Source organism: Legionella drozanskii LLAP-1 (genome assembly GCF_001467585.1).
GTDB lineage: Bacteria > Pseudomonadota > Gammaproteobacteria > Legionellales > Legionellaceae > Tatlockia > Tatlockia drozanskii.
The window spans coordinates 1-298 of sequence record NZ_LNXY01000029.1 but is presented as its reverse complement, the minus strand read 5'-3'; the positions used below and the strand labels follow the sequence as shown (position 1 = coordinate 298).

The window sequence follows — 298 nt, the reverse complement described above, 5'->3', positions numbered from 1 at the left end:
TAGCCAAGTTCCTGGGCAAGCTGTTTGCGGGCGCTAAGGCTTGAATCGAGGTTCAGTAGCTTCATCATATCGACGATGGATTGTTTCCAATTGTAGTCCTTACGACCAGCAGTATCGGCGGCCTTTTGGATCATCGCTTCGACTTCGGCTCCTGTCATCGGCTTTGGGGTGGAGGGGGCTACAGCCGTGTTGCCGGAAATGCCGCCGGTGTCCACTGATGTAGCTGCTTTTGCAGTTCCGAAAACTTTGGAAACGATGCTACCAAATATGCTCATGACTTCCTCCTTGTTAGATCATT

General features: G+C 51.0%; 1 protein-coding gene. It reads right to left on the bottom strand.

The genetic code is table 11. From position 1 onward, the window contains the following. Window positions 1-275 (bottom strand): DUF3597 family protein (locus tag Ldro_RS13495; RefSeq protein WP_058496956.1); only part of this gene is annotated, 275 nt, incomplete at its 3' end. Between the last annotated feature and the right edge of the window lie 23 nt (window positions 276-298).